The sequence below is a fragment of the bacterium genome (assembly GCA_039961635.1).
Lineage (GTDB): Bacteria > 4484-113 > 4484-113 > JAGGVC01 > JAGGVC01 > JABRWB01.
In genome coordinates this window covers 70,368-92,972 of sequence record JABRWB010000008.1, presented here as the reverse complement: position 1 = coordinate 92,972, position 22,605 = coordinate 70,368, and the positions used below count along the sequence as shown (strand labels likewise).

The 22,605-nt window shown below is 61.3% G+C and carries 29 protein-coding genes; 5 read left to right on the top strand and 24 right to left on the bottom strand.

The window, feature by feature from the left end:
- Positions 1 to 24: 24 nt before the first annotated feature.
- From HRF49_01490 to HRF49_01395, 20 genes are all read right to left on the bottom strand, one after another.
- Complete coding sequence (locus HRF49_01490) at positions 25 to 660, bottom strand: cysteine hydrolase (protein ID MEP0813325.1); 636 nt, start codon at positions 658 to 660, stop codon at positions 25 to 27.
- Positions 661 to 691: 31 nt separating this feature from the next.
- The gene (gene pncB / locus HRF49_01485; protein MEP0813324.1) at positions 692 to 1,999 is read right to left on the bottom strand and encodes a nicotinate phosphoribosyltransferase; all 1,308 of its coding nucleotides are present in this window, start codon (positions 1,997 to 1,999) and stop codon (positions 692 to 694) included.
- 112 nt (positions 2,000 to 2,111) lie between these two features.
- A complete protein-coding gene (locus tag HRF49_01480) occupies positions 2,112 to 4,550 on the bottom strand; it encodes a PKD domain-containing protein (protein MEP0813323.1) in 2,439 nt (812 codons plus the stop codon).
- 229 nt (positions 4,551 to 4,779) lie between these two features.
- Positions 4,780 to 5,703: an alpha/beta hydrolase gene (locus HRF49_01475; GenBank protein MEP0813322.1), complete on the bottom strand. Its 924-nt coding sequence runs from the start codon at positions 5,701 to 5,703 to the stop codon at positions 4,780 to 4,782.
- Positions 5,704 to 5,738: 35 nt separating this feature from the next.
- Complete coding sequence (locus tag HRF49_01470; protein ID MEP0813321.1) at positions 5,739 to 6,278, bottom strand: hypothetical protein; 540 nt, start codon at positions 6,276 to 6,278, stop codon at positions 5,739 to 5,741.
- On the bottom strand, positions 6,268 to 6,597 hold the full coding sequence (locus HRF49_01465) for a hypothetical protein (protein MEP0813320.1): 330 nt from the start codon (positions 6,595 to 6,597) through the stop codon (positions 6,268 to 6,270). The genes HRF49_01470 and HRF49_01465 overlap by 11 nt, the downstream gene beginning before the upstream one ends.
- The gene (locus HRF49_01460) at positions 6,594 to 6,866 is read right to left on the bottom strand and encodes a hypothetical protein (protein ID MEP0813319.1); all 273 of its coding nucleotides are present in this window, start codon (positions 6,864 to 6,866) and stop codon (positions 6,594 to 6,596) included. Before HRF49_01460 ends, HRF49_01465 begins: the two co-directional genes overlap by 4 nt.
- Before the next feature lie 36 nt (positions 6,867 to 6,902).
- Positions 6,903 to 8,303, bottom strand: coding sequence for a hypothetical protein (locus HRF49_01455; GenBank protein ID MEP0813318.1), 1,401 nt, complete (start codon positions 8,301 to 8,303; stop codon positions 6,903 to 6,905).
- Positions 8,304 to 8,311: 8 nt separating this feature from the next.
- Positions 8,312 to 10,240 carry a hypothetical protein gene (locus HRF49_01450; GenBank protein ID MEP0813317.1) on the bottom strand — a complete coding sequence of 643 codons (1,929 nt, stop codon included), beginning with the start codon at positions 10,238 to 10,240 and terminating at the stop codon, positions 8,312 to 8,314.
- Entirely contained in the window at positions 10,240 to 10,686 is a 447-nt protein-coding gene (locus HRF49_01445; protein ID MEP0813316.1) for a hypothetical protein, read from the bottom strand. Before HRF49_01445 ends, HRF49_01450 begins: the two co-directional genes overlap by 1 nt.
- The gene (locus tag HRF49_01440) at positions 10,686 to 11,312 is read right to left on the bottom strand and encodes a hypothetical protein (GenBank protein MEP0813315.1); all 627 of its coding nucleotides are present in this window, start codon (positions 11,310 to 11,312) and stop codon (positions 10,686 to 10,688) included. The genes HRF49_01445 and HRF49_01440 overlap by 1 nt, the downstream gene beginning before the upstream one ends.
- A 9-nt stretch (positions 11,313 to 11,321) precedes the next feature.
- Entirely contained in the window at positions 11,322 to 11,579 is a 258-nt protein-coding gene (locus tag HRF49_01435) for a hypothetical protein (protein ID MEP0813314.1), read from the bottom strand.
- Positions 11,576 to 11,965, bottom strand: a complete 390-nt coding sequence (locus HRF49_01430; GenBank protein MEP0813313.1) for a hypothetical protein — start codon at positions 11,963 to 11,965, stop codon at positions 11,576 to 11,578. Before HRF49_01430 ends, HRF49_01435 begins: the two co-directional genes overlap by 4 nt.
- Positions 11,966 to 11,974: 9 nt before the next feature.
- The gene (locus HRF49_01425) at positions 11,975 to 12,790 is read right to left on the bottom strand and encodes a hypothetical protein (GenBank protein ID MEP0813312.1); all 816 of its coding nucleotides are present in this window, start codon (positions 12,788 to 12,790) and stop codon (positions 11,975 to 11,977) included.
- Between the two features lie 32 nt (positions 12,791 to 12,822).
- A complete protein-coding gene (locus HRF49_01420; protein ID MEP0813311.1) occupies positions 12,823 to 13,269 on the bottom strand; it encodes a hypothetical protein in 447 nt (148 codons plus the stop codon).
- Positions 13,266 to 13,664: a hypothetical protein gene (locus HRF49_01415; protein ID MEP0813310.1), complete on the bottom strand. Its 399-nt coding sequence runs from the start codon at positions 13,662 to 13,664 to the stop codon at positions 13,266 to 13,268. The genes HRF49_01420 and HRF49_01415 overlap by 4 nt, the downstream gene beginning before the upstream one ends.
- A gap of 8 nt (positions 13,665 to 13,672) precedes the next feature.
- Complete coding sequence (locus HRF49_01410) at positions 13,673 to 14,257, bottom strand: hypothetical protein (protein ID MEP0813309.1); 585 nt, start codon at positions 14,255 to 14,257, stop codon at positions 13,673 to 13,675.
- Positions 14,244 to 14,618, bottom strand: coding sequence for a hypothetical protein (locus tag HRF49_01405; protein MEP0813308.1), 375 nt, complete (start codon positions 14,616 to 14,618; stop codon positions 14,244 to 14,246). Before HRF49_01405 ends, HRF49_01410 begins: the two co-directional genes overlap by 14 nt.
- Entirely contained in the window at positions 14,618 to 15,529 is a 912-nt protein-coding gene (locus HRF49_01400) for a phage major capsid protein (GenBank protein ID MEP0813307.1), read from the bottom strand. Before HRF49_01400 ends, HRF49_01405 begins: the two co-directional genes overlap by 1 nt.
- Positions 15,530 to 15,696: 167 nt before the next feature.
- Positions 15,697 to 17,064, bottom strand: a complete 1,368-nt coding sequence (locus HRF49_01395) for a phage portal protein (protein ID MEP0813306.1) — start codon at positions 17,062 to 17,064, stop codon at positions 15,697 to 15,699.
- 383 nt (positions 17,065 to 17,447) lie between these two features.
- On the opposite strand from HRF49_01395, the gene HRF49_01390 reads away from it, so the two are divergent.
- Together HRF49_01390 and HRF49_01385 are read left to right on the top strand one after the other, a co-directional pair.
- Positions 17,448 to 17,705 (top strand): type II toxin-antitoxin system HicA family toxin, encoded by a 258-nt coding sequence (locus HRF49_01390; protein MEP0813305.1) that lies wholly within the window; start codon positions 17,448 to 17,450, stop codon positions 17,703 to 17,705.
- Positions 17,702 to 17,926: a type II toxin-antitoxin system HicB family antitoxin gene (locus HRF49_01385; GenBank protein ID MEP0813304.1), complete on the top strand. Its 225-nt coding sequence runs from the start codon at positions 17,702 to 17,704 to the stop codon at positions 17,924 to 17,926. Before HRF49_01390 ends, HRF49_01385 begins: the two co-directional genes overlap by 4 nt.
- Before the next feature lie 21 nt (positions 17,927 to 17,947).
- Here HRF49_01385 and HRF49_01380 read toward each other — a convergent pair whose 3' ends face one another.
- Together HRF49_01380 and HRF49_01375 are read right to left on the bottom strand one after the other, a co-directional pair.
- On the bottom strand, positions 17,948 to 18,721 hold the full coding sequence (locus tag HRF49_01380) for a triose-phosphate isomerase (protein MEP0813303.1): 774 nt from the start codon (positions 18,719 to 18,721) through the stop codon (positions 17,948 to 17,950).
- Positions 18,722 to 18,812: 91 nt separating this feature from the next.
- Positions 18,813 to 19,301: a 6,7-dimethyl-8-ribityllumazine synthase gene (locus HRF49_01375; protein ID MEP0813302.1), complete on the bottom strand. Its 489-nt coding sequence runs from the start codon at positions 19,299 to 19,301 to the stop codon at positions 18,813 to 18,815.
- A 162-nt stretch (positions 19,302 to 19,463) separates the two neighbouring features.
- On the opposite strand from HRF49_01375, the gene HRF49_01370 reads away from it, so the two are divergent.
- Complete coding sequence (locus HRF49_01370) at positions 19,464 to 20,042, top strand: hypothetical protein (GenBank protein ID MEP0813301.1); 579 nt, start codon at positions 19,464 to 19,466, stop codon at positions 20,040 to 20,042.
- A 58-nt stretch (positions 20,043 to 20,100) separates the two neighbouring features.
- On the opposite strand, the gene HRF49_01365 is transcribed toward HRF49_01370, so the two are convergent.
- The gene (locus tag HRF49_01365) at positions 20,101 to 20,307 is read right to left on the bottom strand and encodes a hypothetical protein (protein MEP0813300.1); all 207 of its coding nucleotides are present in this window, start codon (positions 20,305 to 20,307) and stop codon (positions 20,101 to 20,103) included.
- Between the two features lie 102 nt (positions 20,308 to 20,409).
- Here HRF49_01365 and thiS point away from each other — a divergent pair, with 102 nt between their 5' ends.
- Positions 20,410 to 20,613, top strand: a complete 204-nt coding sequence (thiS, locus tag HRF49_01360; protein ID MEP0813299.1) for a sulfur carrier protein ThiS — start codon at positions 20,410 to 20,412, stop codon at positions 20,611 to 20,613.
- A gap of 21 nt (positions 20,614 to 20,634) precedes the next feature.
- Positions 20,635 to 21,414 (top strand): alpha/beta fold hydrolase, encoded by a 780-nt coding sequence (locus HRF49_01355; protein ID MEP0813298.1) that lies wholly within the window; start codon positions 20,635 to 20,637, stop codon positions 21,412 to 21,414.
- Between the two features lie 40 nt (positions 21,415 to 21,454).
- Here the strand turns inward: HRF49_01355 and HRF49_01350 are convergent, their stop codons facing one another.
- On the bottom strand, positions 21,455 to 22,360 hold the full coding sequence (locus HRF49_01350) for a hypothetical protein (GenBank protein ID MEP0813297.1): 906 nt from the start codon (positions 22,358 to 22,360) through the stop codon (positions 21,455 to 21,457).
- Between the last annotated feature and the right edge of the window lie 245 nt (positions 22,361 to 22,605).

Genomic DNA, 22,605 nt, shown 5'->3' with positions numbered 1-22,605 from the left:
GCGACGGCGACGGGGCTGAAGGACTTACTCTTCGGTTCCCAGGGACAATGCTTCGTCCGTGCTTATAAAAACCACGCCCGCGGATTTCATTTCATCCACCGCGCTTTTCCCCGATTCTTCCTCTACCGGCGCGATCGCATCCTCGACCACGAAAACCTTCGCTCCGCGCTCCGCCAGCCCAATAGCCGCCGCCTTGACGCAATAGTCCGTCGCGACGCCGAACACCACGTACGCGGCCTCGCCGGGAGTTATGCCCGCAAGCTGCGGCACCCGGCGAAGTATCAGGTTTTCCGCGTGCGGATTGGTGAAAACGCTGAACGCGACTTTTTCGATTATCACCTGAGGCGGCAAATACGACAGTTCCCCCGTTCCCTCGCGCGTGATAAGCGAGTTTTTCATTCCGATCGTCGCGGGAATCTTTTCCTGGCCGTGGGTGCCCCTCACGCAGTGCGGCGGAAAGCCGTACTCCTCGAACTCCGGATCGTTTTGCGAGTGCGCGTCCATGGTTGCAATCACCGGTATGCCGCGTTCCCTTGCAGCCGCGTACAACCGGGCGATGTTCGGCACAAGCTTGGCCGCGCCGGGCACGCTAAGCGCTCCGTCCGAGTCCATAAAATCATGTTGGGTGTCGATGTCTATGTAAATCGGCTTCATCTTCACTTCACCGCCGGAAATATTACTTCACTTCCCTTTAACAGCCAACCCCGTCGGCCACTAGCCTTGCCAACGCGGCGCCCATCTCGACCGGGTAAGGCTGCGCGGACCGCTCGTGAAGACGCGGCGGAAGCTTGGCCAGCTCGCCCATGGCGCGTTCGCGGACTTCGGCTGTGACGGGAGGTTCGAGCAAAGCTCGGCCGTTCTCCAGAACTTTGACATGCTGCGGCGCATAACCCTGCGGCGGCTCCTCGCCATAAAGAAGCAACAAGTCCGCCGCATAAAAACCGTCCGCGTCAGTTGAGCGTCCCACCTGCTTCGGGCCGGGAAGCGTGGCCTTGTCGCGCGAAAGCTTGCGTTTGTATTCCATTTCGCCGGTGAGCGGATTTTCGAGCGCGACAAGCTTGTAAACTCCGCCCAGCGCGGGAAGGTCGCGGCTTGTTATCAAATCCGTTCCCACTCCGAACGCGTCCACGGGCGCGCCGCCTTCGATAAGCGACGAAATCTTGTCTTCGTTCAGGTCTCCGCTGGCGAAGATGATCGCCTGCTTCGCCCCCCCCGCGTCAAGTATCCCGCGCACTTCCTTCGAGAGCGCGGCGATGTCGCCGCTGTCCAGCCTCACGCCCTTCAGCTTCGCTCCGAATCCGGCGGCGAGCTTCGCGCCTTCCAGCGTGTCGTAAGTGTCTATCAGCAAAACAATGCCGTCCGGAAACACCCCGGCGTAGGCTTCGAACGCCTCTTGCTCGCTTTCGAAGCTCATTATCCACGAGTGGGCTAGCGTGCCGACCACAGGGATGCCGAACCGTCGTCCGGCCGCGCAATTCGATGTGGACGCGCAGCCTCCGATATAAGCCGCGCGTGCGCCCCACTCCGCCGCGCCCAAACCGTGCGCGCGCCTCGCGCCGAACTCCGCGACGGCGCGCCCGCGCGCGGCATGCGCGACGCGGGCCGCCTTGGTGGCGATCGTGGTCTGGTGGTTGACTATCGCCAAAAGCGCGGTTTCCAAAAGCTGCGCCTGGATTATCGGAGCGCGGACGCGCAATATCGGCTCGTCAGGGAAAACGACGCTGCCTTCCGGGAACGAAAAAACGTCGCCCGTGAATTCGAGCCCCCGCAGGAGCGAAAAAAACGAATCGTCCAGGTGCGAAAGGGCCGGCAGGTTTTTCAAATAGCGGACGTCGTCGTCCGAAAATCCCCACCCGCGGATGAAATCCAGGGCGGCTTCCAGCCCGGCGTATACGTAGTAATTTCGCGCGTGGATTCGATTAGGCCCGCCTCCCCGGATGAACAGCTCGAAGTGGGCGATTTCATCGGCGCGGCCGCTGAAATAATACCCCGCGGCCATCGTAATCTCGTACAGATCTACGTGCAATCCCGATCCCGCGCCCGGAGTTTCGCGAAACGTTTTGATTGAATCTTTCAAGGGATTGAATTATAAGCGCGGCGCCGCGGGATCGTCAGTAAAGTACGACGAACCGCAGGTCGAGTTGGAGCGGATCGTAGTACGCGAGCGCCGGCCTGCCGGCGATTATCGCAAGCGACAGGTGCTCCGCCTCTTCCTGCGCAACGACTTCTGGCGCCGCCCACATGGTTCCCGCTGTATCGAGCGCGGCGACGAACTTGATCCTGTTGATGGAAGAGTCGAAATACGCGATTGCCGGTTTCGCCTGATAGGTGGCGAGCGACGACCAAAGCCCCGCCCCGCCGAACTCCAAACCAAGCGGCGTTTTCCATTCGGAGCCGGATGGATCAAGAGCCCCTGCGAACATCAGCCGCGACTGGTTGTTTTCGAAATAGCTGACCGCCGGAGCGCCCCCGACGAATGCAAGCGAAGAATAAAGCCCCGCGCCGAGTGTTCCGTCAATTGTCACCGGCTCCGGCCAGGACGTGCCTTGCGGATCCATCGCGCGCACGAAGGCGAGCGACGCGGAGGATTCTTCCACGAATGTGATTGCGGGATGTCCGGCGACCTCGGTCAGCGAGTTGCGCTCGCCCGCGGACGCGCCCGCCGCCGCAACGTGCGGAGCGTCCCAGGCCGCGCCGGTTTCGTCAAAGGAGCTTACGTACATGAAATTGTGATTCGAAATATCCAGATAGCTCACCCCGGGCCTTCCGTCTATCACGGCCAAGGATGTGTTCGCGCCCACGCTTCCTTGGGATGCAAGCATGACCGGCTCGCCCCAAGCGCTTCCCGCGCTGTCCAGGGCGCGGACATATTTCGCTGCGGAGTTTGAAGCGTCGAAATACGAAATCGCCGGCGCATCCGCTATTTCCGCGAGGGAGCTGTACGAGCCGACGGTTCCGGCGGAATCCACCAGGACTGGCGGGCGCCAGGCTTCGCCCAGTTCGTCAAGCGCGGCGATGAATTTCAAGTCGCCGGCGCCGATGTCGAAATACGAAACCGCCGGTACACCCCCGATTTCCGCAAGCGAGCAGTATTTTCCGACAAAGCCTTGGGAATCCAAAGTCCTCTTCCGCCATCCGGAAATGTACAGCTCGTCCGCGGCGATTTCGACGTCCGACGCGCCGTCGGAATCCGTCACGCGCACTGACGGCAGATAAAATCCGGGTACGGAATACTGATGTTGGATCGAACTTTGCGGTTGCCGAGGAGTGTCCCACGCACCGTCGCCGTCGAAATCGAATTCGTACGAAACAATAGTCCCGTCCGGGTCGAGGCTTGAGGAAGCGTCCAGCACGACGGTCAGCGGCGCGGCGCCCGACCGGGGATCAACCGATAAATCGGCGAAAGGCGCCGAGTTGGCCCGAACCTGCGTGGAGGCGGTCGCTTGGTTCGCCATGGAATCCGTGATTCTGACGGCGGGGAAATAAACGCCCGGAGTATTGTAGGTCGCGGATATTTCCGGCGTGCTTCCCGATGTCGACTCGTACGCGCCGTCGCCGTCCGCGTCCCATTCGTAAAGCACGATCGCACCGGAGCCGGCCGTGCTGCCCGACGCGTCGAGCAGCACTACTAGGGGAGGATTCCCCGATGCGGGAGTGGCCCTGATTTGCGCGGATGGGGCGGAATAAACCGAAACCTCGAAATCATATTCCGCCAGGCCGTACTTATTGGTAACCGCGAGGCTGCACGAATATTCGCCCGCTGCTCCCAGCACGACGGTAGGGGAAGGCACAGCCGCAACGGACGGCGACGCGGCATCGCCGAAACTCCAAGCGTACGACAGCGGCGGCGTGCCCGCGACGCTGGCCGAAAAAACCACCGCCGCGCCGGATTTTCCCCCGGACGGGCCGACTTCAAAAATCAGCGGCCTCTGTCCCACCTGAACCGGATCGCTTTGTTCTCCGGGCGTACCGCTTCCGTCGAGCGGCACGACCGCGACGAACGCGTGTGCCGCGTCCGGAAGGGGTATGACGAATTTCGGCGGATGGCCGCCGCCGTTTTGCGCGTATTCGATTTCTCCGATTGCGGTGTATTCGCCGCCAGCTTCGGACGAAGTGAGTATCCGGTACGACGCAACATCGGCAAGGTAAGAGAGAGCGATTGGATTTATGTCCTTTATATCCACCTCTCCGTCGCCGTTTCCATCCACCGTGCGCTCGCGTTGGTCGTCTCCGATGCCGTCTCCGGTTTTGGCTTGGTAATAAATCGCGATGGGAGTCAGATCGGACAGCCCGACCTCGCCCGAAAAATCGTAATCCCCTCGGTTGACGTAGCTCCAGGACAAGGTTTTCGTACCCTGGTCGTACGAAAGGTCGTAAACCTTGCCGGCTTCTCCTTTGGGGACGGAGGACCGGATTTTCCCTTCGGGATGGAATTCCTTCAACTTGTCGTCAAGCGCGTCAAGCAGCAACGCCATTATCGCGGGATCGGGACTTTCGTTCGAAATTGACGCGAAAAGTTGCGATGCCTCCTGTGAGAGACTTCCATCCATTGCAAAATGGGAATCCTTCCGCGGCGGTGCATTCCCGCCCCCGCAGGAAAGCGCAGCGGTTAAAAGCAAAGCGCAAATTGAAGCTTTTGCGCCTTTTGACGCGGCTGGTCGCGCAAGTTTCTTCCGGCCACGGGCCATTTGAATATTTGTCCGGCCGCAAAACTCGGCCGCAATTATTGTACCTTCAATTTACGGCGGTTATCCGGAACGGCGCAAAAAGGGAACGGGACTATTTCAGATGCTTTTCGAAAAACTCGACCATCAGCGCCGTCAGTTCGCGCCCGTCCGGATGGGTGCCGCGGAAATCTCCGTGCTTTCCTCCCGGTACCACGATTAGCTCGCTTTCGACGCCCGCCTCCGCAAGCAGCCCGTGCAGCCGCTCGGACTGCTCCACCGGAACCAGCGGGTCCGAATCGCCGTGGATGATCAGAAACGGCGGGTCGTCGCGGTCTATGTACGTGACCGGCGACGCCGCAATCGCCCTGTCACGGACTTCATCAAGCTTTCCGCCCAGGAAGCCCTCCAGGATCCCTTTGTGTTCTTTGCTCGCGCGCCTGCCCAGGATGGTGAAATCGGACGGCCCGAACCAGTCGCACACGGCGTCTACGCGGCTGGACATGTTGCGCTCTCCCAGATCGCCTTCTAGTGCGGCAACGCCGCCGGATGTGCCCAGAAGCGCGGCGAGGTGGCCTCCCGCGGAAAGCCCGAACACGCCGATGCGCCGCGGATCGCCGCCGTAGGACGCGATGTTCTTCCGCACCCAGCGTATCGCGGCCTTGCAATCCTCGATCTGCGCCGGCCATTTGGAGTCAGGCGCCAGCCGGTAGTTGATCGAAACGACGATGAATCCGGCCTCGGCAAGCGCGGCCATAAAAGTCTTGCCGCTTATCTTGTCGCCCCTGCGCCATCCGCCGCCGTGGATATAGACGACGACGGGCATCGGCGAATCGGGGACTATCCTAGGGGCGAATACATCCAGAAGGTGGTACTTTCCGCCGCCTTCAGCGTACCTGACATTCGCGACGTATTTGAAATCGCGCAGAAGCCCGCGGATGCGCTCGCCCGTCTGCGAAAACGCCGCGGCCGTTAGCGCCGCCAGCATGGCGAAAGCGATGGATAAAAGCAAAATCCGTTTTTTAATTGAAGGACTCAATCGCAAGTCACCGACTCAATTTTACTCCAGGCTGTTCAATACCGGACAAGCCTGTATATCCCGCGCAGTCTGCGCGTTCGCAGAATTACGCCGCCGCCTGTGCGCGATCCGCGCAGATCCGTGTTTCCCTCGATAGTCGGGATGTAACCCGATTCGTCCGGCGCGCCCGCTATGAATCCAATGTGTCCGACGCGCTTGAGCTTCGGATAATAAAGAAGGAATATCGTTCCGGGCGGAATTTCGCGAGCGAATTCCGCCGGCGAAAGCGCCGCAGCCTTTCCACCCGTCAGCTTTTCCCCGTGCGCATCCGCCCATTCGAGCCACGCGGGCGTGTACGCCTTGAGCTTGATTTTCGCGAACGGATTTTCGACGCGGAGTTCCGTCGCCGCGCTCTTAACGCAGAAATATACGAACGCGGCGCACCATGGCGCGGGCGTCCTTATCCCGGTGCTCGCGAGAAACCGCTCGATTTCCTTGCCCCAGTTGGAGCCGGGCGGCTCCTCGCGCACGCCGACGAATCCGCGCGCGACCTCAAGCGTTCCGCGCATCAGCGGCGATGCGAATTTATCCGTCATTCCTGCCATCGCCCTCCATTGTAGATGGATGCGGAATCAGAGCGGGCGCGCCCTCCGCGCGCCCCGCGCGTTTTTTGACGGGGGGCGAATTGCCGTCCGCGCCGAGGCCGCGGATGGCCCGCAATATCTTCCCCCCCATCATCAAATTCGCGCGCTCCAGTTTCGCAATCTCGGCCAGCCTCTCGTCGATCCGCTGCATGTTGCCGTTGGATATTTTGCGCAGCTCCGCGATTACACGCGCCATCCCGGCGCTTGCCGCGGTGACGAGCGCCGCGAGACCCGCAAGTATCGCTCCCGTCGTCGTGATTTCCGGATTCACAGCGCACCGTCCTTCGCGTCCGCCGCCGCGCGCTCGATCAAAAGATTACGCGTCGTCTTCGCCGTCCCGCTGCAGGCGAGCGCCCGCGCGGCGCGCCGCGCGACGAACCGGCGTTTGTCCTCGCCGGAGTCGAACGCCTCCTCGGCCTCGCCCGCGAGCCTGCGGATTATTTCGATCACCGGTGCGATCTCGTCGTAATGCTTCCACAGCCACTTCGCGTACCGCCAGACTTCCTTCAATCCGATTTTTAAAAACTTCAAGACCTTCATTGATTTCTCCTTAGTCACGCCTCGCGTGACGCGATTTCATTTCACTCCGAGTTTTCTTCCCGCGAATCCGAGAATGTGCTTCAGGCTCATCCGCATCTTCCAGACATACGGCGCGTCCGCCGCGGTGAGCGCGGCGAACAGAATCCTCCCGCCGCGGTCAACCTCGACCGGACGGAAATACGGCGCGGGCGGCGACTTTCCCGCCGCGATTTCGATAAGTTCCGCGCCGTCGTATCCGAGCAGGTAGCACCAGTCCTCGAACGTCGGCGTTGCATCAATCCGGAAGCGCACCTCGACACCGAAAACGAAAAGCCCGCCCGCCTCGATTCCGAACGCCGTGCCCGTAGAGTCCACCGCGATGTACGATGCGGGCGCCGTGAACCGCGACGGCGCGGCGAAAAACGCGGCAAGATTGACAGGCGCTGCCGAGTGCGTCTTCGGCTGGGTGTCCGCGATTCCCCAGATATTGCTGCCGTCCGAAACGTACGCTTCGCATCCGCGCACCGCGATTTCCGCGCCCGCGAGGGTTGCCAGAGGCGCGCCGCCGGGAAGGTTCACGACGGGCATGGGCGCGGCCTGACCGGCTCCGAGCTGCACGCTGTAAACGCGTCCCGCCGCGCCCGCGTTGGCGGTCACGAGAAGCTCCGACGATGCACCGATAGTCCCCGCCTGCTCGCCGCTCTGCCAGGGAAGAAGCTGAACCCAAGCACCGGGAGCGGCGCGCTGGAGCACCGTCCATCCGTAATTCGGCGCGGCGAGGTCGCCGGCGAGCGCGTAAAGCGAAGCCGCGCATACCGTCATCCCCGCGACGAAATAGTTTTGTCCGATTGCCGGAAGAACGGGCTCCCCCGCTATAACCGAGCCGTCAAACCTGTAAATATTCAAGAAAGGCCGGTTGTTCGTGCTCGTACCGATGAAAGCGTACGGTGAAAATACGCGTGCGCACGTGAACTGCTCGCCCGGCCCCGGCGCGCATCCGGGAATCGCGACGAGCGTTCCCGTGGTTTCGCCGACGCGGTAAATCTGCCCGGCGGTCAGCGCGTAAATCTGCGTTCCCAGCCGGAAAACGGTAATGAGCGGAGCGCCTATGTTGTTCGTCGTGAGTTTGCCCGGCCCTGCGCTCGCAAGCAATCCCAGCATTTCCGCCGCTTCCGCGGTGAATCCGACCGAAAGCGCGTTGTCGGCGTCGATGCGCGCGATTTCGATTCCCGCGGCTTCGCTCAATTTCACGTCGCCGGAGAGCGCGGTTTCGTCGCCGTATTCGCCGAGAGAAAGCACGCCGAAATCGAACGACGGATCGGGATTGTCGGCGGCGGGCTCGGCCCGCCAGTCGCGGTTGGACGGCGGATGCGGCACAGCGCCGCGTTTCCCCCGCGCGGAAGAGCGCGCGATACGCGCGTCGATTTCGGATGCGAGATTTCGGATTTGCTTCGCCATCTGTCCTCCTAAGAAAGCGGCGCGGATAGATAATCCACGCCGGATACGACGGTCCGCGTGCCTTCGATTACGACGCGGTGGATAAGAAAACTCATTTCTATTCCCGTCGCCGCGTCTTCCACCGCCGCGGTCATATCCACGTCCGCCGTCGGATCGACGATGCATGAATACTCGACAGCTTGGAACGCGCGGATGAACTCCGACAGCAGCGCGTCCGCGCGCGCCTTGGCCGCGTACCGGTCAAGCGCGTTTCCCGCGTCCTCGATGTATGTCAGATGTCCGATCGCCGATGTTTTCTCCAGCAGGGCGGGGAAGTAAAACGGCGCATCGGGATCGTCGTCCTGGACGCACGACTCGATTTCGTATTCGAGAGCGCCCCAAATTCGGATTTCGTTCAGCGCAAGCCCCGGATCGCTCTGGTTGGACAGTCCGTCTTTGGCCGGTTTGACGCGCACCTTGAGATACCGGAACCGGTCGAACGAAAGCGAATCGAACGTGCGCACTTCGAGCGCCTTGAGAAAACACTTCGCGCCCGGTGCTATGCGTACGAACCCGACTCCGTCCCTGCTTCCCAAAAGCTCGACGCCGTAAAGGAAAATCAAATTCGCGCCGCTTTGCGAATTCGGATTCGCGCTGTTCGCCGCAACCACGTCGACGCGCGAAATCCGGAAGAACCCTCCCCCCTCCGGAGCGCCGAGGTCGAGCAGCGCGAAATCCCGCCAGTCGTACGGCTCGCCCGGAAGGTTGTGCCGCCCGAATCCCGTGTTCGCGCCGCCGTCCGATACAAGCGCGATCGTTCCCGCGTCGAACGTTTTCTTGTTGCCTTCCCACTTGAATGTCTCGCCGACTCCTTCCTGCAAGTCGGTTATTTCCGCATCGTCCGAGAGTGGCGCGGGCGCGGGATTTTCGCCGCGGATTATCACGCGCGTGTATACCTCGTGCGCGTCCCGCGGCCCGGATACAGAAACCGGATTCAAAAGCGTCAGATCCGGCGTTTCGCTCTGCTCGATTGCGCGCAGTTTGAACCTGCCGGAATCGCTGTCGTACGAAAGCGAAACGTTTCCTGGCAGCGCGCCGCGCAGGTGCGAAATAAAATCCGCGACGCTCCCGTCCGCTTCCGCCCACTCTACGCGGTTCAGGTCGAGTCCAAGCGCCGGCAGATCGAGTTGCGCGACGGACAGCCCCGGCCCGCCTTTTTCCTTCGGATACGTCAGCGCCGAAAGCAGGACATTTGAAACATCGTTCGTTCCCTCGATGTAGCAGCGCACGCCGGAAATGAAAACATCGTCTTCCGGTATCGAATGAAACCGTACGACTCCGCTGTCCGGATAAACGGCGTAACTTCCAGGCGGAAGCTCCCCCCCCGCGGAATCAAAAACGCGGATGTCGCCCGGCTGCCATGCGCGTCTTTCACCCTCGGCCGAAAATCCGTCCGGCGTCTCCGCCATTACCAATCCGAAAGTGTGGTCGTCAAATTCTTCCGCACGCGCAAGCGGCGCGCCGTCAACAATCGGGATTTGCTCCGCTTCCATCGCGACCGCGCACACGGTGCGCGACAAAATGTGCAGCCTGTCCAGCGCGACCGCGGGCAGCCCGTAATCCCGCGGCGTTATCTCGGTCAGAATTCCGTCGAACAGCCGCTGCGACTCGTATTCCGCCGGGCCGGTGTACACGTCGCACCACAGCTCGCACTGCGCGAAGAGCTGCCAGCGCTCGGATGGATCGCTTTCCGCTCCGAAACCGCCGTCCGGCGGAACCGGATCCAGCTCCAGCCGCGCGGGAAGACCGCTTTCGCGCACGAGCCTGAATCCGTTTTCCGCAAGTGGATATTCCCTCCACTCGTTCGATTCGGGATGCGATGTTTTGAGGCGCGCGCGAAAAACGATGCGTTTGTTTCTCGCGGCGAGCGCCGCGCGCGCGGTTTCGGTGAAGCTCATCACTCGTCCTCCCATTCCACGCTCGCCAGATTGGTCCAGTCCGAATACGTGCCGAAACGTTCCAGCCAGAAAACGACGCGGACGAAATCGTCTTCGCCCGCAAGCCGGTCGCGCCTCGCCGCGATGCGCGGATCGAGCTCTTCGATAAATCCCTGGTACGCCCTGGCGCGCGTGCTTTCAAAAAATACGACCGGCTGGTTGGTTTCGAACAGCGTGATAAGGAGATTGTCGAACCGTATCGGCTGGGTGTTTTCAAGCGAAAGCGCGTTTTCGGGAAATTCGATTTCGATGCGCACCGGCCGCGGCTGATATTCGCCCGCGATCCTGTGGGGAATTCCGCTGCGGTCCAAAACAATCGCCGCGCACGGCGAGTGCTCGACGCGCGATTTCACGCTCGACAGCACGAACGTATCGGCGTCCGCGCCCGTTGTCCAAAATTTGAGCATTACGCGCCCCTCCTCGTCAGATCGACAAGCGTACGCGTTACGATGCGCGTTATTTCGTCCGCGACGTCCCGCGGCGAGCCGACGATTCCGTTCACCGTCACGTTTATCGTCGCCCTAGGCGCACGCCCGGAAAGAAACGCGGACGACGGCAAAAGCGAAAGCGGCGCGCTCATCATTTCCGGCGGACTGAATAGCTCCGGCAGCTTTGCGGGCGGAAGCTTCGCTTTCTTGTCCTTTCCGAAAAGCCCTCCCAGGCCGCGCACCAGCTCTCCCAAAAGTCCGCCGAACAAATCTGCGAAAAACGAGCCGCCCAGCGCTTCACTCACCGCGCCGGAAACGTCGTCGCCGATTTTTCCCGCGAAGTTGCGCAGGAACCTGCGCCCCGCATCGTCGAATCCGCCGCGCCAAAGCGCGTTTCCGATTCCGCGCACGCTGCCCAATACTTCGTCGCCCAGCCGCTCCCAGCTTCCGAACGGCGAATCGCTCCGCGCGCCGCCCGCATCAATCCCGGCGAATTTGGAGAACGCATCCAGCACGTCGCGCGTCCCCTCCGCCAGCTTCGCGAACTGCGCGGCAAGCTCCGCCATCGCGTCGTCCATTTCGCCGCCAATTTCAAAATCGCTCATCTTTTTGCCTCACGCCGAAAAAAACGCGGGATCGAATTTCGGCTCCTCGTTTTTTCCGCAAATTTCTTCAATCAGCTTTTCGCGGATGCGCTTTATCGCCCGCTCCGCTTCCTTCCTGTCCGCTCCGAACGCGACGGCGTGCACCACGCGCTCCTCCGCTTTCCGCGCCCGGATATGCGCCGCGAGAATTTCCAGGCCGCGCATCGTCTGCGCGTCGAGAATTTCCGCAGCCGTCCATCCGTACTCGGACGCGATGAGATCGATCAATCCGCCGATCGAGAGCTGCGAAGGAGCGCCGCGGCTTTTTTTGAGAGCGAAAGGAAATGCTCGGACATAAATTCCTGCTTCACGATCGCAAGCGCGATTTCGGCAAGGTCGTCTTTCGTGATCGTGTCCAGGAACGATTCATCCTCGCCAAGCGTTTCGCACACAACCTCGCCGATTAGCGGCAGCGAAAACAGAATCGCCTTTCCGCCGCCGCCGCCCTCCGCCTGCGATGCGATTGACACGGCCTCCGCGATCTTGCGTCCCAGAGACAGCGCTTTTCGCGCGCTCCACCGCGGCACGGTCAGTTTGCGCCCGTCGCGCAGGACGAGAGGCGTCCCTTCGCCCAAAAACACGTCGCGCTCGATTTCCAAAACCGTTTCGTTCATTTCGTCCTCCTAGTACGTCGGGCCGATTTCCGGCACGTAAGGGTTGCTCTCCACGTCGCCCGCGGCAAGCCCCATGTTCTCGAATATCGGGCCGAAGAATTTCTGGCGTCCGAAAGGCGCGGCCGCGTCGCTTTCGTCGGGCAGGCACTCGCCGGAAAACTCGATTCCGATCCAGTCCTTTTCGTCGAACGCGAGCGACACGTCGGCTTCGAGAAGCACGCGCGGCAGCGTCAGCTCGAAAAAGCTCGCGCCGTCCGGATAGCGGTGGACCAAAACGAGATGCACGGGCCGAGCGAATCCAGGAGCGGAAAGCGCGACCTCGCTGTACGGCGGGCGCTGATACGAATAGCTGAGCAAAAGCAGCTCTCCCGGAGCAATCGCCGAATTGTCCTTCAACTTGATCGCGTCGAGCGCGGCGGATACTTCGTAATCCGTGTTCTTCACGAACGTCGTCTGACCGTCCGCCGTTTTCAAAACGATGCTCGTTCCGGTGGACGGGAACCGCAGCGTGTACCACCTGCCGGGATACAACCTCGCGTACTCGGTCATCCCCTGCGCGCTCGCGGTCTCCTGCGCGGAAAGCCCGGACAGCCCCAGCGCGTTGTTGATCGTGGGCGGGTCCACTTCGCCGAAGCGCCCTCGCACGATGAAGCTTCGACGCAGCGGCACGACGTGGTCGGTCGCGAATTCAAGCCCCACATTGCTTTCATGGCGCAGAACCTCGACGCGCTTTTCGATTTCGACATCCGTCGCCCAGCCGCACTTTTCGCCGTTTATGTAAATCTCCGCCGACCCCACCGTCAGCGCGCTTACGTTGTTCGTCATAAAATCCTCCTTAAATGGACTTAACTTTCTAGTTAAGCCGTCAAAACAAACCGCAGATCGAAAATCGCGCGGCACAGCCGCAGCTCCGGCGCGTCTCGTATCGGAATTTCTGCTATCCGCGCGTCCGTCACAACCATCTCGTCGCGCATCTCCGCCCGCACCGGCTCCCCCTCCCCGTAAATCCACCGGTGTCGCGGTATCCGCGCGCCGCGGTCGGTGTCGCCAAGCAGCGCCGCGAGTATCCGCTGCGCGATTGTCCGCGCGGCCAAAGCGTCGCCGCCGTCCGCCCAGCAGTCCGCCTGGAACGTGACAGTCGCCAGCGCGGCCGGCCCGCCCGCGGGCTTCGTTTTTCCTCCCAACGTCCGCGGCACGACGACGACGCATGGAAAGCTCACAGGCGAGCCGGGCGCGAAGCTGTGCGCCACGTCCGGCAGCTTTTCCGAAATCCACGCGTTAAGAGATGTAATCGCGTCCCTCATCCCTGCACCTTCCTTGCGTACGCGATCTTCACCTGCACGCTTCCGAATAACACGGGTGCGTCGACGCGATACACGCGCCAGTCCGCGCCGCGGAAATGCAGGATCGTTTCCGCCTCGACGCCTTCATCCGCGTCCATCACGATTTTCACGTCGCCCGCCTCGATGCGCACCGATTCGATTTCGCGCGTTTTGAAAACGTAAAATTGTTGATCCGCAGCCAGAACAATCGGCCGCGGCGAAATCGGAACATCGGTCGCGATCCGCGCCGGCGGCATCCCGCTTTCGGGATGCCCGCCCGTTTCCTCGTACGTGCGGATGAAGACTTCCTCCGCGCTTCCGCCGAGCACGCGTATCATCCGCTCGAACAACGCTTTTAGTCTGGTTCCGTCCGGCATTTCAGCTCCTAGTGCGGGTAGTCCCCCCGCTGCTCGATTTCGACCGGCGCCGCGCCCATCACCTCGCGCGCCTGCCTGCGCAGCGCCTCCGCGAGCCCGGACAAGTCCACGTCCGCACCGCCCGCGCCCGCTTTGATCGCGAGCCGCGATTCGCTTCCCGCGATAAGCATCAGCGCGTCGTGGACCGCCCGCGGCAGATCTACAAGATAGGTGCGCACGCTGACCGCCGCCCCCTCCCCCGGATCCGCCAAAAGCGTCACGATTCCGGTCAGGTTGTTTATGCTTTCGTTTTCGCCGAGCGGATGCAACCCGCCGCCGATGTAAACGTCGGTCAGCCCGTCCAGCCAGCCGCCCAGGCCGCAACCCCACTTCCTGTGGTCGGGACTTAGCGCGGAAAGCGGCAGCTCCACCCAGCCCGCGCGGTTCAGGACGCTCGCCCGCGCGCCGCTTTCCAGGATCGCGCGGATGAAATTCCGGCTGACCGGAGAAAGCACCGCGCCCGCAAGCACGTCCGCGATATCGCCGTCCGACAGCGCCTGCTCGCCCTCCGTAGCGTCGCCGCATGCCAGCCGAATGTATTCACTCAAAGTCATCTGTTCCTCCGCATACCGTAACTTCGCATCCCGCTTCCAAAAGCGCCTCGGCCTCTTCTTTGGCGCACAGCGCTTCCCCGTCCGAAAACCAGACGCCGCAAATTTCGCCCGTGTAGCGCCGGTTGCGCGTCCTTGCCACGAACAGCTTTTTCAAAGGCGGCAAATCGGGTTCCGCGTCCGCGGTTTCGCCTGTTGCATTGCTTTTGCGGGAAGATAAATCAACAGCGCGCCGCGCCGCCATCCGCCTCGTCCTTAACCCGCGCCCGGCGGGCGCGCCCGCGCCGCTTCCGCGGAGCGCGAGCGCGTACGGATCGTCGAAAAGCACTTTCCCGCCGAGCATCAGGTAACCGGGGTTGACCATTACTTGTTTATCCCCTTCAGCCTAGCCGCGGCCTGCGGATGGAACACCGCCAGTCCGCAGTAGAACTCGATAAGCGTGCGGTACACGGGGGGGGAGGGGATAAGCCCCAGGTCGTCCACCTGGATTCCGCCGTTCGTAATCCCGCACACGAACTCGTCCGCTCCGTATTTGACGGCGTAGATGCTGCTCGTTTCGTCGTTTTCGCCCTCGGTTTCGTCGTTGCCCAGGATTTCCTCGTTCGTCTCGTCCTTCCCGATTATCTTCACCGGAATTCCGTCGTAGCGCGTCACCTGCCTGCCGAAGTCGTCCAGGTACACTTCGAGGAAGTTCGTTTCGCGCGCGATCTGCGTCAGTTTGCGCCTGTTGTGGCGGCTCATGTAAATCACGTCCGGCCCGCCCCACACAGCGTCTATCAGCATGTCCATGTAATCCATGGAAAGGTCGTCGCCGTTGTGCCCGCCGTCGTCCGCGGTTATCACCTGCGCGCCGGTCAGCCTTTTCGAAAGCCCTTCGAACGAATTCGGGTCGGCCGTGGTGTCGCCCTCGAAAAAGTTGCGCGTGAACGCGAGCGCCAGGCTCTTCACCTTCATCCGCGTCTGGATCGCGCGCTGGTCGTTTATGCTGCCGCGCGTTTGCTGCAGGTAGCGGTCCACGTCCACGACGCCGCCGAATATGACGAGCGGTTCGCTCGCCTGCGTGAACTCGCCCGCGCTCTCGGTGTACGCCGAATTCACCTCGCGGAATTCCACCGCGGGCAGCGACGATTCGATCGCGTACTTGTAGCTGTTGCCCTGCACCTCGATGAAGGGAAGGTCTTCCAAGACAGGCGAGAACTCGCCGAAGGTTTCGATCACCCCCTTTTTAAGCGCGTCCGTTTCAAGCTTCGCGGCGTCCGCCAAAGTCAGTGCCATACACGATCCTCCTTAAAATTACATAGTTTCTTTTTCCGGTTGATAATCCGGATTGCATCTGTAATCAAGTTCAGAGTTGACAGTTAACAGTTGACAGTTGCTTCGCATGTCCGGTGTATTTTGTCGAACAACCGCAGTTAACTGTCGAACTGTCAACTGTCCAACTGTCAACTTGTTTCCATTGCCTTCCCCGCCTGCTCCTTCGTCAAAAGTCCCGCGTCGATCGCGGCGAGCAATCTCGACTGCTTTTCCGCAAGCTCGCGCTCGCTTTCGCGGAACATCGCGCCGTACTTGATCCGCACGCCGAAGCTTTCCGGCTCGGTTTCGATCAATCCCAGCTTCCATCCCGCCCGGACGATCTTCGACAGGAACCGCTCCACCGCGCCGCCGATCGTCCGGCGCTTTTTCTCCGCAAGCGCGATCAATGGCTCATACAAAACGGACAGCGCGAATCCGGACAGCGCGCCGTATCCGGAAAGCTTCTCCGCGTCCAGCACCGTCACCCCGCTTATTTCGAAAAGCGCCCGGCGCAGCTCCGCGATATGCGTCGAGATCTCCCTCATGTCCGCGTCGTTGATGAGATACCCGACTTCCGCGCCCTCGCCGATCACCGACAGCACGCCGTTTTCGGAAATCACGTCGTTCAGAATCCGGCCGTTCACTGATTTCAGAATCGCGTTCATCGTCCGGCTGATGTTGCGCGACCTCTGCGAGTATTTCCAGTTGATGTCGTCGAATATCGTCAGCAGATCCGCGAAGTCGCTTTCGCCGTAAGCCCGCCCGACGCGCGGCCGGTTGCGCACGACGACCGCGGGTATCTCGCCCAGCGGATTTTTCGCGGCGGAGACGAGCCGCCATTCCTTCGGCTCGTCCGGCGCGGCGCCCGCAAGGTGCGCCGCGTTTCCGCCGAACCAAATCCTGCGGCCCTTCGGCGCGTCGCCGATGAATTCAAGAATCCGGTCGGGATGCAGCTCCCGCCTGTGCCGGGTTTCTTTCCCGTTCCCATCGGAGATCCGGTACTCGATGCGGATGAACGCAATTTTCGACGCGTCGTGGGGATCGCATTCAAGCGTGTAATCCTCCGCGGGGATGACTGAAACAGGGAGGGCCGGCGTCTCGCCTGCATTTCCCGCGCTCACCAATCCCGACGGATCGAACACAAGCAGCGCGTCACCCTTGATGGACGCCTCTATCGCCGCTTCGCTTAAAAGCGCATCCAGCGAGCTTATACCGCCGATCTCCAGTCCGGCGATTGCCCGCTCGACGAATTCCTGCGCCGCGGGGTCAGCCGCCTCCACGCCCGCGACCCGGTCGAACGCGAAGTGCGCCGGACGCTCCACGACCAGCCGCGGATAGTTGACTACAATCGCGGGTGCGGAAACTTCCGCCGAGTACCCGAGCAGGCTGCGCCACTCCCGCTCGTTCTCGTACGGCCTGCCCGAAAAGTACGCGTCGTACAGCGCGCACCGCCGCCTGCGCATGTACGATTCACTTCGCCCTTCCGCCGAATCAAGGTAATTCAAAGTATCGCTCAAAATAACCTCCGGGAGGCCGGGCGCCCCGCCCGGAAAACGGGCTTGGCTCGGTTACGCCTCCATCGCTTATTATAGCCAACATTTGTCAAGTATTGCCGGAAATGGACAGCCTGCGGCGGAAAAATCTTTGTGACAATCGGGGCAAGCGGGACGGGGACTGGAAAAGCCGACGCCGCGTTTTTTTCGCGAGCGACATGCCGCCGGCTCAATTTGCTTTTATGTCCACGGCGCGGCTAAATCAGGAGCCGGCTCCGTTCTGGCACGGCAGCGCGCCCTTCCCGATCCAGTTCACGATCGTGAATTACGGCGGGTAGAGGCGCTTATTAGAAATATCTAAGTTAAATTAAGATAGAATGACTCGGTTACCCGTATTTTGACGCTTAATGACCAAGATACGAAAATTGCTGGAACAGGTGTTGCGCGGTTCAGGCAACGTCTCCTTTGCAGACGTCTTAACCCTGCTCGATGCTCTAGGATTTCGCCTTGCCCGAAAAAAGGGAAGCCACCATATTTTTCGGCGCGCGGGTGTTAACGAACTGATCAATATCCAGAACTTCGGGGGTAAAATAAAGACGTACCAGCTCAGGCAGCTTGTCTCGATTATTGAGCGTTATGGGCTGGATGTGGGTGACGGCAAATGAAAGATTACCACGTCAACGTGTTTTACAGTGACGAGGACGGATGTTATGTCGCGGACATTCCGGACCTCAAATTCTGCTCGGCCTTCGGCTCGACGCCGGAGAAGGCTCTGCGCGAGGTGCTTATCGCGAAATCCGCATGGATTGAAGCGGCGCAGGCGTCGGGGAAACGGATTCCGAAGCCCAGATACCGCCCTGCGATTTACCAGGCTGCGGCGAAGTGATCCGAGGAGTCCTCGACAAACCTATCCAACACGCCCCGCGGTAATCCGGTACAGCTCGAAAAACGCGTCCGCGTCCAGCGACGCGCCCCCGACAAGTCCGCCGTCCACGTCCGCGCCCGCGGCTATCGCCGCCCAGTTTGCGGGCTTGATGCTCCCGCCGTAAAGCACGCGCATTTCCGCGGCGACTTCCGCCGACAGGAAATCCGACGCCACCGTGCGCACCCACGCGCACATCTCCTGCGCGTCCTCCGGCTTCGCGTTGACTCCGGTGCCGATTGCCCATATCGGCTCGTAGGCGATCACCAGCCGCCGCACCCGCTCCCGATGAATCCCCGACAGCGCGCCGTCAAGCTGGTTCGCGACGAAAGCCGCCGCCTCCCCCCCCTCGCGCACTTCCAAGGGCTCGCCGACGCACAGGATCGGGCAAAGCTCGCTTTCCGCAAGGACAAGCTCAAGCTTCTTCCGTATCAGCTTGTCGCTTTCCCCGAAGACGTTTCGCCGCTCGCTGTGGCCGAGTATCGCGTAGCGCAGCCCGTAGCCCGAAAGCTGGCGCACCCCGACCTCGCCGGTATACGCGCCCTCGACGTATTCCGACACGTTCTGCGCGCCGACGGCGATGCCGGTGCCCTCGAACGCGCGAATCAAATCGCGCAGGTACGGAAAGCTCGCGCAAACCGCGACGTCTATTTCTGGCTGCGTTCCGCCGAATGCGGCTTTGAGTTTCGCTGCGTAGCCGTCCGCCTCCTCGAAGGTCTTGTACAGCTTCCAGTTCGCCGCAAGCAGTTTTTTTCTCATAAATTGTACGGGCTGGGTTTATCCCCGCCCACCTAATTGTGGGGGCGGGTAAACCGCCCCCTACCACTCACCGGGCGTGCGCCGCACGCCCCTACTGCTCCGCTTCCACTTCCGCGATCTGGCGGTACAGGCTGACCACCTCGATCGCGGACACCATCGCGTCGAAGCCTTTGTTGCCCTGCTTCAGCCCCGCGCGCTCCAGCGCCTGCTCGACCGTGTCCGCGGTCACCACTCCGAACGTGACCGGGATGACGCTTTTTATCGCGATTTGCGCCAGCCCTTTAGTCACTTCATGCGCCAAAAGCTCGTAGTGGTCGGTCTGGCCGCGCACCAGGCATCCGAGCGCGACCACCGCCTCGTACTGCTTCGTGTTGACGACGCGGCGCGCCGTCATCGGAAGCTCGAAGCTGCCCGGCACCCAGAACACGTCCGCGCTGCCGCCCTCGCCGGACGTGTGGCGCGCAAGCGCGTCGAGCGCCCCTTCAAGCAGGCGCTTCGTCACCATATCGTTGAACCGCGAGACGACGATCCCGACCCGAAGCTCGGCCGCCATCCGCTTTCCGCTGAATTCCCTGTGCATCTTTGCCACCGCCTTTCCCCGCGCCAGAGGCGCACCGCCGTCATTATCCCCCTTTTGCAGCGCTCCGGTCAACAGCGCGAAGGATTGAGCGAAATTGCTCCGGGAGCAACCGTTCCGCCGGACGAGATTGACAACGCCCGCGGGCGCATTTAGAATCAGGCCATGTCAAGGGGAATATCGCTCGCGCTACTTCTGGCGGCCGCGCTCATCGCGCCGCATGCGCTTTTCGCGCAGGATACGCCGGGTGTGCTTAAAGCGCCGGGGCAGGTGGACCTTTCAAGCCCCGCCGATCAGGCCGCGTACATCCGCGCGTACAACTTCGACTGCGACGGCAGCTACGACGAAAAGAACGACATCTGGTGGCTGTCCACATCCAACCCGTTCAAATTCAAGAAGCGGTTCTCCGGCCAGTGGTACTTCGACAAGCTGTCGAGGAACATGTTCGCCGGTGATCATTTCGTGGTCAAAATGCTGATTCCCGCGTACACCCAGCGGCCCGACCGCGGCGGCAAGCCTACCAGCGGCGAGGTGCGCGTCGCGGTCAAGAATCCGCAGACGGACGAGGAGTTCGTGATTTCCGGCGTCCGCGTGGGTTTCACCCGCGAGGGTATCGAGCTTCCGAGTTACGTTTACGTGCCTATCGGCTTCATCAGCGACGACGGGCGCGTGATCGTCGAGGTGGGCGGGCTGGGCCAAATCGGCGTCAGCGAATCCCGTCTCGCATTGCTGGCCAAAGTCTAGGGGCCTCCCAACGTATCGCCGATCCCGCCTTGCGGGGCCGGTTCGCGTCCGGGTCGGATTACGTCGCGAGCTTTTCGTTGAGTTCTTCCAAAAGGCGCGCGGCCCCTTCTCTGCCTTCATGCGCGCGCAGCAGATCCCAAAGCGTTCCGTAGACAACCGGTGCTCCGGCCTGTTTCAGCCGGATGCCGCGAGCCGATAGGAATTTCTCGGCCTTCGGGTAATCTTTGGCGACGCGCTCGGTAAGCTCGTCTCCTTTAAGTGGCAACGGAGTTTTGTCCATCGCCTTTAGTTTACCATTAGTGCCGGAGGCGGCAAACGGCGCAATCGGAATCGCAATTTTTCACAAGCGCCGTGATATCATCGCGGCGTGATCGAAATCACCGTCAACGGAAAGAAGCGGAGCTACGAATCCGCTCCTGCGATTCCTGGGATTTTGGCCGAAATCGGCGCGCCGGAACGTCTTGTGGTCGTCGAAGTGAACGGCGCGGTGGTTTACCGCGAAGACTGGGAAAAAACCGAATTACGGGACGGAGACAGAGTCGAGGTGGTAACATTCGTGGGCGGCGGATAGCATTACGCCCGCGAGGTTTCGTTGCGACGGCATTTTTTGCTTTTGGCTTTTTTGGCCGCGTTCAGCGGCGCGGTTTTTGCGCCCCCGCGCGCGCTTGCGGACGAGGAATACACGACCGAGCGGATAACCTACCGCACAAGCGACGGCGTCAACATCGCGGGCACATTCTTCCGCCCGGCGAAGCTGCGGATGCAAAAGGTACCCGTGGTGATAATGCTGCACATGCTTTCGCGCTCGCGCAACGACTGGAACGCGATCGCCCCGCTGGTGATGGCGGAGGGTTACTGCGCGCTCGCGATAGACCTGCGCGGCCATGGAGAGAGCCTGGAGTTCGACCAGGCGGGCCGCACATGGCGGGAGTTCGGGGACGGCGACTTCCGCTCGATGCTTTTGGACGTGTCGGGCGCGGTTTCCTACCTCGCAACGCGCAAGGAAGTGAACACGGACAGAATAGCGATAATCGGCGCAAGCATCGGCGCGAACCTTGCGATAAACTACGCCGCGCAGGACAGGCACGTGCGCACGGTCGTGCTTTTGTCGCCTGGGCTGAACTACCGCGGAATCGAGACGATGCCCGCCGCCGAACGATACGGCACTCGGGCGATTATGATCGTCGCAAGCGAAAGCGACAACCCGTCCGCCGCGGATTCTCGCGCGCTGTACGAGCGGCTTCTCGACACCGCCGACCCGCCGAAGCTCAAGATGTACCCCGGCAACCGGCACGGCACCGATATCCTGTCCGCGGGCAACGGCCTCGACCGGATAATCATGGCGTGGCTGAACAACAACCTGCTTTTCTGAATCCGCGCGCGCACGAAATTGATTACTCCCGCGATTCAAATCACGACAGCACGCGGCGCCTGAACAGCGCGATCGTCCCCAGATACCACGCGATCGCGATCGCGATCTGCGCGCCCATGGACAGCGCGTATCCGGTCGCCGCGTCGTAGGCCGAGAATCCGCCCGACGCCTCGGCGAGGTTGATCGAGTAATAAACGGGGCCGTACGGCGCCGCGCACATCGCCGCAAGCTCCGCCGCTTCCTCGTTGACCGACGACTGGAAGGAAACGGACAAAAGCACCGCCGTGAAAACGGGCAGAGCCATCTGGACGATGAAATAACCGAAAACCGCTATGAACCGCCACGCGTGATTCGAAATCAGCACCCCGATGAACGCGGCGGCGGCAAACAGTCCATACTGCATGACAAGGGCCGCCAGCATGAACAGCGGGTAAAACGCGGGATTGAAATCGTTGAAAACACCCTCGCCCCTGAATTCCAGGTACGCGATCGCGCCGGCGACAAGCCCGGCGTACAGGATCGCCGCGGGAAAGTGCCTGTACGCCCGGCAGGCGTAAATCTCCGCGCCCACGCGCTCGGGCGCATGCCCCGACAGCGCGAACTCGGACGGCTGGTTATACTCCAAAGTCTGCGAAAGCGTGGACGCGCCCGCCGCGAGCGCGTTGAAGCACGCGTAAATCGGCGTAACCCAGAAGCACACTATCCCGAAAAAAAGCTCGCGGAAGTCCTCCCCCCCGCCGGGAAACGCGGTGGCCATCAAGTATGCGTACGCCGCCGCGGAAACGAACAGCACCGAATAGACGACGCCCTTGAACGTTCCGAGCCATTTCAAAAAACCGCGCCCACGCCGGGCCAGCCGCCTGTCCGCGAGCGTCATTTCGAGTCCGAAAAATGGAGCCTGCTCATGCCGTGCGGCCAGCAGATGCTTTGTCGCGTCGTTTCTCAAGGCGCGCGATGTTAGCATAGTCGGTTTTTTGAATATTTTGAATATTCAAAATAATCCGCCTGCCAGGGTCGTAATGCGCAGTTCTCCGGAAAGGCGCCCGGCCGTCAACCTTGATTTCTCAACGCTCGATTCCGTCTTTCTTTTTCCCTTTTGCCTTATGGCTCATCCCTCTTCACTCTTCACACTTCGCTCTGCACATTTGACATTTCCCCAATTTTCCGCAATAATCTTTCCGTCTATAATTT

What these genes read in the sequence shown, in the direction of transcription:
- pncB (MEP0813324.1), bottom strand. Translation starts at nt 1,999, where the DNA reads ATGGCCGCGGGGTATTATTTCAGCGGCCGCGCCGATGAAATCGCCCAC.
- HRF49_01480 (MEP0813323.1), bottom strand. Translation starts at nt 4,550, where the DNA reads ATGGATGGAAGTCTCTCACAGGAGGCATCGCAACTTTTCGCGTCAATT.
- HRF49_01470 (MEP0813321.1), bottom strand. Translation starts at nt 6,278, where the DNA reads ATGACGGATAAATTCGCATCGCCGCTGATGCGCGGAACGCTTGAGGTC.
- HRF49_01460 (MEP0813319.1), bottom strand. Translation starts at nt 6,866, where the DNA reads ATGAAGGTCTTGAAGTTTTTAAAAATCGGATTGAAGGAAGTCTGGCGG.
- HRF49_01455 (MEP0813318.1), bottom strand. Translation starts at nt 8,303, where the DNA reads ATGGCGAAGCAAATCCGAAATCTCGCATCCGAAATCGACGCGCGTATC.
- HRF49_01450 (MEP0813317.1), bottom strand. Translation starts at nt 10,240, where the DNA reads ATGAGCTTCACCGAAACCGCGCGCGCGGCGCTCGCCGCGAGAAACAAA.
- HRF49_01445 (MEP0813316.1), bottom strand. Translation starts at nt 10,686, where the DNA reads ATGCTCAAATTTTGGACAACGGGCGCGGACGCCGATACGTTCGTGCTG.
- HRF49_01440 (MEP0813315.1), bottom strand. Translation starts at nt 11,312, where the DNA reads ATGAGCGATTTTGAAATTGGCGGCGAAATGGACGACGCGATGGCGGAG.
- HRF49_01430 (MEP0813313.1), bottom strand. Translation starts at nt 11,965, where the DNA reads ATGAACGAAACGGTTTTGGAAATCGAGCGCGACGTGTTTTTGGGCGAA.
- HRF49_01425 (MEP0813312.1), bottom strand. Translation starts at nt 12,790, where the DNA reads ATGACGAACAACGTAAGCGCGCTGACGGTGGGGTCGGCGGAGATTTAC.
- HRF49_01420 (MEP0813311.1), bottom strand. Translation starts at nt 13,269, where the DNA reads ATGAGGGACGCGATTACATCTCTTAACGCGTGGATTTCGGAAAAGCTG.
- HRF49_01415 (MEP0813310.1), bottom strand. Translation starts at nt 13,664, where the DNA reads ATGCCGGACGGAACCAGACTAAAAGCGTTGTTCGAGCGGATGATACGC.
- HRF49_01410 (MEP0813309.1), bottom strand. Translation starts at nt 14,257, where the DNA reads ATGACTTTGAGTGAATACATTCGGCTGGCATGCGGCGACGCTACGGAG.
- HRF49_01405 (MEP0813308.1), bottom strand. Translation starts at nt 14,618, where the DNA reads ATGGTCAACCCCGGTTACCTGATGCTCGGCGGGAAAGTGCTTTTCGAC.
- HRF49_01400 (MEP0813307.1), bottom strand. Translation starts at nt 15,529, where the DNA reads ATGGCACTGACTTTGGCGGACGCCGCGAAGCTTGAAACGGACGCGCTT.
- HRF49_01390 (MEP0813305.1), top strand. Translation starts at nt 17,448, where the DNA reads ATGACCAAGATACGAAAATTGCTGGAACAGGTGTTGCGCGGTTCAGGC.
- HRF49_01385 (MEP0813304.1), top strand. Translation starts at nt 17,702, where the DNA reads ATGAAAGATTACCACGTCAACGTGTTTTACAGTGACGAGGACGGATGT.
- HRF49_01380 (MEP0813303.1), bottom strand. Translation starts at nt 18,721, where the DNA reads ATGAGAAAAAAACTGCTTGCGGCGAACTGGAAGCTGTACAAGACCTTC.
- HRF49_01375 (MEP0813302.1), bottom strand. Translation starts at nt 19,301, where the DNA reads ATGCACAGGGAATTCAGCGGAAAGCGGATGGCGGCCGAGCTTCGGGTC.
- HRF49_01370 (MEP0813301.1), top strand. Translation starts at nt 19,464, where the DNA reads ATGTCAAGGGGAATATCGCTCGCGCTACTTCTGGCGGCCGCGCTCATC.